The sequence below is a fragment of the Kitasatospora sp. NPDC093558 genome, from assembly GCF_040683475.1.
Taxonomy (GTDB): Bacteria; Actinomycetota; Actinomycetes; order Streptomycetales; family Streptomycetaceae; genus Kitasatospora.
Window position 1 is genome coordinate 1 of the sequence record NZ_JBFBDY010000279.1, and the last position, 8,336, is coordinate 8,336.

The 8,336-nt window shown below is 72.8% G+C and carries 8 protein-coding genes; 2 read left to right on the forward strand and 6 right to left on the reverse strand.

The window, feature by feature from the left end:
* From AB0O00_RS23330 to pdhA, 3 genes are all read right to left on the reverse strand, one after another.
* Nucleotides 1-359 (reverse strand): biotin/lipoyl-containing protein (locus AB0O00_RS23330; protein ID WP_363654752.1); only part of this gene is annotated, 359 nt, incomplete at its 3' end.
* A gap of 51 nt (nucleotides 360-410) precedes the next feature.
* Complete coding sequence (locus AB0O00_RS23335) at nucleotides 411-1,388, reverse strand: alpha-ketoacid dehydrogenase subunit beta (protein WP_363654754.1); 978 nt, start codon at nucleotides 1,386-1,388, stop codon at nucleotides 411-413.
* Nucleotides 1,385-2,545 carry a pyruvate dehydrogenase (acetyl-transferring) E1 component subunit alpha gene (gene pdhA / locus AB0O00_RS23340; RefSeq protein ID WP_363654742.1) on the reverse strand — a complete coding sequence of 387 codons (1,161 nt, stop codon included), beginning with the start codon at nucleotides 2,543-2,545 and terminating at the stop codon, nucleotides 1,385-1,387. The genes AB0O00_RS23335 and pdhA overlap by 4 nt, the downstream gene beginning before the upstream one ends.
* 418 nt (nucleotides 2,546-2,963) lie before the next feature.
* On the opposite strand from pdhA, the gene AB0O00_RS23345 reads away from it, so the two are divergent.
* Together AB0O00_RS23345 and AB0O00_RS23350 are read left to right on the forward strand one after the other, a co-directional pair.
* Complete coding sequence (locus AB0O00_RS23345; protein WP_363654744.1) at nucleotides 2,964-3,623, forward strand: response regulator transcription factor; 660 nt, start codon at nucleotides 2,964-2,966, stop codon at nucleotides 3,621-3,623.
* Between the two features lie 67 nt (nucleotides 3,624-3,690).
* Nucleotides 3,691-4,791 (forward strand): phosphotransferase, encoded by a 1,101-nt coding sequence (locus AB0O00_RS23350; RefSeq protein WP_363654746.1) that lies wholly within the window; start codon nucleotides 3,691-3,693, stop codon nucleotides 4,789-4,791.
* A 32-nt stretch (nucleotides 4,792-4,823) separates the two neighbouring features.
* On the opposite strand, the gene AB0O00_RS23355 is transcribed toward AB0O00_RS23350, so the two are convergent.
* The 3 genes from AB0O00_RS23355 to AB0O00_RS23365 form a co-directional block, all read right to left on the reverse strand.
* On the reverse strand, nucleotides 4,824-6,392 hold the full coding sequence (locus AB0O00_RS23355) for a protein kinase (RefSeq protein ID WP_363654756.1): 1,569 nt from the start codon (nucleotides 6,390-6,392) through the stop codon (nucleotides 4,824-4,826).
* A 316-nt stretch (nucleotides 6,393-6,708) separates the two neighbouring features.
* The gene (locus AB0O00_RS23360; RefSeq protein WP_363654748.1) at nucleotides 6,709-8,121 is read right to left on the reverse strand and encodes a protein kinase; all 1,413 of its coding nucleotides are present in this window, start codon (nucleotides 8,119-8,121) and stop codon (nucleotides 6,709-6,711) included.
* Nucleotides 8,118-8,336, reverse strand: a 219-nt coding sequence (locus AB0O00_RS23365) for a hypothetical protein (protein ID WP_363654750.1), incomplete at its 5' end; no start/stop codon positions are given. The genes AB0O00_RS23360 and AB0O00_RS23365, both read right to left, overlap by 4 nt.

Genomic DNA, 8,336 nt, shown 5'->3' on the forward strand with positions numbered 1-8,336 from the left:
GTGCCCGTCCGCGGACCGTAGCCGACCAGCACCTCGCGACGCTCGGGCTCGCCCGTCGCGGCGGGCGCCTCGGCCACAGGAGCCGCCGGAGCGGCCGGAGCCGCGGCGGGGGCGGCCGGAGCCGGGGCCCCGCCCTCCCCGGCGACCGCGACCGAGATGATCACGGTGCCGACGTCGACCGTCGCGCCCTCGGGGAAGAAGAGCTGCTCGACGACCCCGTTGAACGGGATCGGCAGCTCCACCGCGGCCTTGGCGGTCTCCACCTCGCAGACGACCTGGCCGTCCGTCACCGTGTCACCCGGCTTGACGTACCAGCTGAGGATCTCGGCCTCGGTGAGGCCCTCGCCCACATCGGGCATCTTGAACTCGCGGAGCGAGCGAACTTCGGTGGTCACCTTTGCTCCCCGGGATCAGTACGCGAGCGCGCGGTCGACGGCGTCGAGCACGCGGTCCAGGTCGGGCAGGAAAGTCTCCTCGACCCGGGACGGCGGGTACGGCGCGAAGTAGCCGCCGACCCGCAGGACCGGCGCCTCCAGGTGGTAGAAGCACCGCTCGGTGAGGCGGGCGGCCAGCTCGGCGCCCATGCCCATGAACACCGGTGCCTCGTGCACCACGACGGCCCGCCCGGTGCGCTTGACGGACTCCTCGACGGTGGCGAAGTCCACCGGGGAGAGCGAGCGCAGGTCGACGACCTCCAGCCGGCGGCCGTCCTCCTCGGCCGCCGCGGCGGCCTCCAGGCAGACCTTGACCATCGGGCCGTAGGCGATCAGCGTCGCGTCGGTGCCGGACCGGACGATCCGGGCGTCGTGCAGCCCGAGGTCGGCGGCAGCGCCGACCTCGCCCTTGTCCCAGTAGCGGCGCTTGGGCTCCAGGAAGATCACCGGGTCGTCGGAGGCGATGGCCTGCCGCAGCATCCAGTGCGCGTCGTGCGCGCCGGCCGGGGTGACCACGCGCAGGCCGGCGGTGTGCGCGAAGTACGCCTCGTGCGACTCGCTGTGGTGCTCGACCGCGCCGATGCCGCCGCCGTACGGGATGCGGACGGTGATCGGAAGCTTCACGTGGCCGAGCGCACGGGCGTGCATCTTGGCCAGCTGGGTGACGATCTGGTCGAAGGCCGGGTAGACGAAGCCGTCGAACTGGATCTCGACCACCGGGCGGTAGCCGCGCAGCGCGAGGCCGATCGCGGTGCCCATGATGCCGGACTCGGCGAGCGGGGTGTCGATGACCCGGCTCTCCCCGAAGTCCTTCTGCAGGCCGTCGGTGATCCGGAAGACGCCGCCGAGCTTGCCGATGTCCTCGCCCATCAGGACGGTCTTCGGGTCCTCCTCCAGCGACTTGCGCAGCGCGTTGTTGAGCGCCTTCGCGATGCTGAGCTGACCGGCCATCAGAGGTTCTCCCCCGCCTCGAAGGAGGCCGCGTACTCGAGGTACTCGGCCCGTTCCTCATCGACCAGCGCGTGCGGCTCCGCGTAGACGTGGTCGAAGATCAGGGTCGGGTCCGGGTCCGGCATGCTGCGCACGCCCTCGCGCACCCGCAGCCCCAGCTGCTCGCTCTCGGCGTCGACAGCGGCGAAGAACTCCTCGTCGGCGAGGCCCTCCTTCTCCAGGAGGGTGCGCAGCCGCAGGATCGGGTCCTTGGCCTTCCAGGCCTCGGTCTCCTCGGCGAGCCGGTAGCGGGTGGGGTCGTCGGAGGTGGTGTGCGCGCCCATGCGGTAGGTGAACGCCTCGATCAGCACCGGGCCGTTGCCGCTGCGGGCGTGGTCGAGCGCCCAGCGGGTGACCGCCAGGCAGGCGAGGACGTCGTTGCCGTCGACCCGCACGCCGGGGAAGCCGAAGCCGGAGGCGCGGCGGTACAGCGGGATCTTGGTCTGGTTGGTGGTGGGCTCGGAGATCGCCCACTGGTTGTTCTGGCAGAAGAACACCACGGGGGCGTTGTAGACCGAGGCGAAGGTGAAGGCCTCGTTGACGTCGCCCTGGCTGGAGGCGCCGTCGCCGAAGTACGCGATGACCGCGTCGTCCGCGCCGTCCTTGGTGATGCCCATCGCGTAGCCGGTGGCGTGCAGCGTCTGCGAACCGATCACGATGGTGTAGAGGTGGAAGTTCTTCTCGTTCGGGTCCCAGCCGCCGTGGTTCACGCCGCGGAACATGCCGAGCAGGTTCAGCGGGTCGACGTCGCGGCACCAGGCCACGCCGTGCTCGCGGTAGGTGGGGAAGGCGTAGTCGCCGGTGCGCATGGCGCGACCGGAGCCGACCTGGGCGGCCTCCTGGCCGAGCAGCGAGGCCCACAGGCCCAGCTCGCCCTGGCGCTGGAGCGCGGTGGCCTCGCCGTCGAACCGGCGCACCAGCACCAGGTCGCGGTAGAGGGCGCGCAGCTCCTCCGGAGTGGTGGTGAGCGGGTAGTCCGGGTGCTCGACCCGCTCGCCTTCCGGCGTGAGCAGCTGGACGAGCTCCGGCTGGGCGTCCGTACCCGTGGCGCGGAGGTTGTCAGGGACGGAGGGGGCCGCCTTCTTGCGGGCCCTCGCCGTGCTTTTGACGGTCACGTTCACTCCTCGGTCTGTCCGGCCGCCCGGGGTCGCCGGTGACCGGTCCGGTCACCGCCTCGCGGGGCGCGTGGGTATGCGCACCTGGTGCGGGGCAGGTGGTGCTCCTGTTCCGACGGCGTCCCTCACGAGAACGTTACCCAGCGTCCGCCCTTGGCGCGCCTGCGCTAGGACGTCCTACTTGTTCAGGGCCTACAACCCAGAGGGTGCCGCGCTCGGCTCGCCGTCGGTTGGGTGGGGGTGACGGACCGCGTGACGCAGCTCTCAATTCGGGCGCCTTCAGGACACCAGCGCACGTTATCCGGGCGACGGCCCGTACGTAAGGGGGTTCTCGGTATCGGTTTCGGACCGGTCTGGCCGGAACGCACCCCTGGGACGGTGCATGCGGGAGGCTACTTGTACGGTGATATGGGAGGTTTTGGGCGTGAGTAATAACGGACAAATCAGAGTTTTCCTCCTCGACGACCACGAGGTGGTCCGACGGGGCGTGCACGACCTGCTCTCGGTCGAGGACGACATCGAGGTGGTCGGGGAGGCCGGGACCGCCGCCGAGGCGCTCACCCGGATCCCCGCCGTCCACCCGGACGTGGCGGTGCTCGACGTGCGGCTGCCGGACGGCAACGGGGTCGAGGTCTGCCGGGAGGTCCGCTCGCGGCTGCCCGAGCTGAAGTGCCTGATGCTGACGTCCTTCTCGGACGACGAGGCGCTGTTCGACTCGATCATGGCCGGCGCCTCCGGCTACGTCCTGAAGGCCATCCGCGGCACCGACCTGATCACCGCGGTGCGGGACGTCGCGGCCGGCAAGTCGCTGCTCGACCCGGTGGCCACCAGCCGGGTGCTCGCCCGGCTGCGCGACGGCGGGGAGAAGGAGGACGAACGGCTCGCCCAGCTCACCAAGCAGGAGCGCCGGATCCTCGATCTGATCGGCGAGGGGATGACGAATCGTCAGATCGGCAATGAGTTGCACCTGGCCGAGAAGACGGTGAAGAACTACGTCTCCAGTCTGCTCGCCAAGATGGGCATGGAGCGACGCACCCAGGCGGCGGCCTTCGTGGCCCGGCACCAGGCCGACCAGCAGCACTGATCCCGGGTGCCAGCACAGTTCTGACGGCTTGTCAAGGGCCCCCGCCAGGGGGCCCTAACCTCTGGGTGTGACTTTCAGCCAGACTCTCGCCTGCGCCCCGGCCCGTCCCGACCTCTCCGCCCCGCCGATAGGGACCCTCAGCCCGCCCGTCCCGCGCGAAGCCCTGGCCGAGGTCCTGTGCCGCTACCCGGTCGGCCGGATACTGACCGCCGTGCCGGTCGCCGAGGGCCTGCTGAACCGCGGCTACCGGGTCGAGACCGAGGCCGGTACCCATTTCTTGAAGTGCTACGTCGACGCCGCCACCGCCAACCGTCCGAAGATCGTCGCCCACCACCGCGCGATGGCCGCGCTGCACGCCCTCGGCCTGCCCGTCGCACCCCCGCTGACCCGCACCGACGGCGCCGGCACGGTCGCCTCCTCCGGCGGCCGGCTGTTCGCCGTCTTCCCGTGGGTCGATGGCCGACACCGGCACGGTACGGAGCTCCCCCTGCCGCAGTGCGACGCGCTCGGCGCGCTGCTCGGCCACCTGCACGGCGCGCTCGACGACGTCTGCGCCCCGCTCGACCAGCCCGACGGCTACCGCAGCGCCGACCCCCTCGACAGCGCCGACCTCGCCCGCGACCTGCTCGCCCACGCCCGCGACCGCCGCCCGCACGGCGACCTCGACGCCCTGGTCGAACGGCGGCTCGCCGAACGGCTGGAACTGCTCGCCGACCACGCCCACCGCCGCCCCGCCCCGCAGGCCGCCCCGCCCACCGGCTGGACCCACGGCGACTTCCACGGCCTCAACCTGCTCCACCCCGATGCCCTCGGGCCGGGCGGCGTGGTGGCCGTCCTCGACTGGGACAAGCTCGGCCCGCAGCCGCGCGCCGAGGAAACCGTCCGCGCGGCCACGCTGCTCTTCAACGACCGGACGACGGGCGTGCTCGACCTCGTCCGGGTCCGGCACTACTCCCAGGCCTACCGGGCCACCGGCGCCGCCACCGCCGAGCACCTCGCCGCCGCCGCCCACCGGGTCTGGTGGGAGCGGCTGAACGACTTCTGGATGCTGCAGTGGCGCTACCAGCGGGGCGACCACCGGGCCGACCCGCTCTACCCCGCCTCGGCGGGCCAGCTGGCGTGGTGGTGCCAGGAGTACGAACAGGTCCTGGACGCCTTCGCCAACTGAGCCCGGCCAACTGACCCCGGACGGGAGCCGGTTCAGCCCAGCGTCGCCGGCGGCGAGACCGGAGGCTTGCTCGTCGGGGGCGCCGGCTGGGTCGTTCCAGGGTTCGCCGTCGGCGAGCTTCCGCCGCCGCTCGACGTCGACGGCGCCGTCGTCGGCGTGGTGGTCGCGGACGTGGTGGTGGTCGGGGTGTGCGTCGGCGTCTGCGTCGGCGTCTGGACCGGCGTGTGCCGGCTCGGCTGCGGCGACATGTTGTTGCCGCCGTTGCTGCCGCCGTAGTTGCCGTTGTCGGTCGGCTGCGTCGGCCGCCGGGTGTTGGTGTTGGGCGCCGACGAGCTCTGGCTGCCGGTCGTGGTCGGCGTGGCGGAGTCGGTGGTGCTCACCGCCGGGGCGGGCGAGCTGGGGCCGCCGTTCGTACCGCCGCCGCCACCGCCGCCACCGCCGCTGAGGGCGAGCGCGATGCCGACGCCGGCCGCGACCAGCACGGCCGCGATGCCGGCCACCCAGCCCCACGGCCCGCGCCGCCGCCCGTACCCGTCGTCGTCCCCGTCGTCGCCGTGGCCGCCGTCGTACGGGCCGCCGGGGCCCTGGTAGGGCGAGGACGGGGTGTGCGGGCCGCCGGGCAGCTGCCCGCCGCCGTACGGCAGCATCGAGGTCGCGTCGCCCGCGCCGACCGCGCCGAAGGCCGCGGTGGCCGCCGTCTGGTCCGGCCGGATCACCTGGGTGGCGCCGGTGTTGCCCTGCCCCGCCGCGGCCAGCCCGGCCGCGGCGCCGGCCCAGCCGGCCCCGGCCGCGCCGTGCATCTCGCGCAGCGCGTGCTGGACGTGCGCGCGGAACTCGTCGGCGTCCTGGAAGCGGTCGTCCGGGTTCTTCGCGAGCGAGCGCAGCACGATCCCGTCGAGGCCGACCGGCACCCGGCTGTTGGCCTGCGAGGGCGGCACCGGCGGGTCCTGGACGTGCTGGTAGACCACCGAGAGCGGGGTGTCACCGGTGAACGGCGGGCGCAGCGCGAGCAGCTCGTAGAGCATGCAGCCGGCCGCGTAGAGGTCGGAGCGGTGGTCGACCGGCTTGCCGAGGGCCTGCTCGGGCGACAGGTACTGCGGGGTGCCCATCACCATGCCGGTCTGGGTCATGGTGGTGGCCCCGCCGGTCAGCGCGCGGGCGATGCCGAAGTCCATCACCTTGACCGCGCCGGTGGTCGTGATGATCACGTTGGCGGGCTTGATGTCGCGGTGCACGATGCCGTGCCGGTGGCTGTAGGCGAGCGCCTCCAGTACGCCGGCGATGATGATCAGCGCCTGGTCGACCGGCGGCGCGTCCTCGTCCACCAGCAGCTCGCGGACGGTCCGGCCCTCGACCAGCTCCATCACGATGTACGGGGTGGACTCGTCGCCGAAGTACTCCTCGCCCGTGTCGTAGACCGAGACGATCGAGTGGTGGTTGAGCGCCGCGACGGCGTGCGCCTCGCGGGTGAACCGTGCCCGGGCGATGTCGTCCTGGGCGAGCTCGCCGCGCAGCAGCTTGACCGCGACGGTCCGGCCGAGCCGGATGTCCTCGGCGGCGAACACCTCGGCCATGCCGCCGCGGCCGAGCCGGTGGGTCATCCGGTAGCGGCCGTCGCCGACGGTGCCCAGCGGGGCCGCGGTGCCGCGCCCGGGGGTCTGCGGGCCGCCGGGCGGCACCGGCGGGAACGCGGTGGTCGCGGCGTCGCTCCCGGGCGCGGGCGGCTGCGGGGCCCCGCCGGCCTGGCCGGCCGCCCGGGCGCCGTCGTCGTCGCCGGGATGCTGCGTCTGTGCCATCGCTCCTCGCCCCGGGCGTTCGCTCGGATCGCGGTGCCCTGTCGCTTTCGTATCCCCGAACGCTACCGCTTCCCGCGACCGGCGTGACACGCCCGATCCGGCCGCTACCGGCCGTGACCGGTCAGAGCAGTCCGGAGCGGTCGGCGGGAGCGTCCAGCACCAGCACCACGGCGGACGGCGCGGCACTGCCGTAGGTGGTCTTCTTGCTGTTGTCGGTCTTCGCCTTGTTGATCACGATCGCGATGATGATGCCCGCCAGGACGAGCACACCGATGATGATCATGATGACCACGGCCGCGGTCGAGCAGCCGCCGCCACTGGCCTGCGGGGCCGGGTTCGGCCGGTACTGCGGGCCGGGCTGCGGCGGCGGGGTGTGCGCGGGCCGCTGGAACGGCTGCGGCGTCTGGTACTGCGGCTGCTGCTGGGGGAAGGGGTGCGGCGTCTGCGGGGCCTGCGGACGCGGGGTCTGATAGGCCGGCGGCGGGGTCTGGTAGGCGGGCGGCGGCGTCTGGTACTGCGGCACACCGCCCTGCTGGAGGTACTGCGGGTGCGGCGTGTGCGGGGCCTGCGGGTTCGGCGGCGCGGCGTGCACCGAGCGCGGGCCCTCGTTGATCACCAGCGGCGTGCTCGCCTGCAGCGAGTGCCCGCCGCCGCCCTTCAGCGCGGCGATCAGGCGCTCCGCCTCGTCGCGCATGGCCTCCGCGCTCGCGAAGCGGTGCGCCGGGTCCTTGCGCAGCGCCTGGGCCACGAACGCGTCCACCGCCGGCGGGACCGACGGGTTCATCGTGGACGGCGCCGGCGGCTCCTCCTGCACGTGCTTGTAGGCGATCGAGAACGCCGAGTCGCCGTCGAAGACCAGCTGGCCGGTGAGCATCTCGAAGAGCATCACGCCGACCGAGTACAGGTCGGAGCGGGCGTCGACCGGCTTGCCGAGGGCTTGCTCGGGCGACAGGTACTGCGGGGTGCCGACCACCATGCCGGTCTGGGTCATCGACGTGACGCCGGACTCCAGCGCCCGGGCGATGCCGAAGTCCATGACCTTGACGTTGCCCTTGCGGTCGAACATGACGTTGCCGGGCTTGATGTCGCGGTGCACGAGACCCATGTCGTGCGAGGCCTCCAGCGCGTTCAGCACGCCGACGGTGACCTTCAGGGCCTCCTCGGTCGGCATCGCGCCGTACTGCGCGATCGCCTCGTTGATCGTCTCGCGCAGGCCCTTGCCGTCGATCAGCTGCATGACGATGTACGGCGTGCTGGAACCGTCGGCGGCGACGTCCTCGCCGCTGTCGTACACCGTGACGATGTTCGGGTGCTCCAGGCGGGCCACCGCCTGGGCCTCGCGGCGGAACCGCTCCTTGAACGAGTCGTCCCGGCCGAGCTCGCTGTGCATGCTCTTCAGCGCGACCTGCCGCCCCAGCACGCTGTCGTACGCGAGGTGCACGGAGGCCATGCCGCCCTCGCCCAGCAGCCGCTGCAACACGTAGCGGCCGTTGCCCAGGGAGTAGCCCTCGACCGCGTTGCCGTGCTCGCTCATCTGCTGCTCCCCCTCGGCGCGGGCGTGACCGCCGCGACCGTGACGTTCGGTCTCGTCCGTGCGTACTTGCGGTCCCGGCCCGCCGGCCGGCCCGACCCCTGCCGCGGCGGCTGCACCGGCCTGCGACAGGGGGCCAGGGTATCGGCTCCCGCCGACGGCGCCAGCAGGTAGTTGGGGCCGCTCGTGTAGTGCTTGTTGATGTCGGCGGCGCCCGA

Excerpts from the sequence above, each read along its gene's own strand:
- AB0O00_RS23355 (WP_363654756.1), bottom strand. The coding sequence starts at position 6,392 with ATGACCCACCGGCTCGGCCGCGGCGGCATGGCCGAGGTGTTCGCCGCC.
- AB0O00_RS23360 (WP_363654748.1), bottom strand. The coding sequence starts at position 8,121 with ATGAGCGAGCACGGCAACGCGGTCGAGGGCTACTCCCTGGGCAACGGC.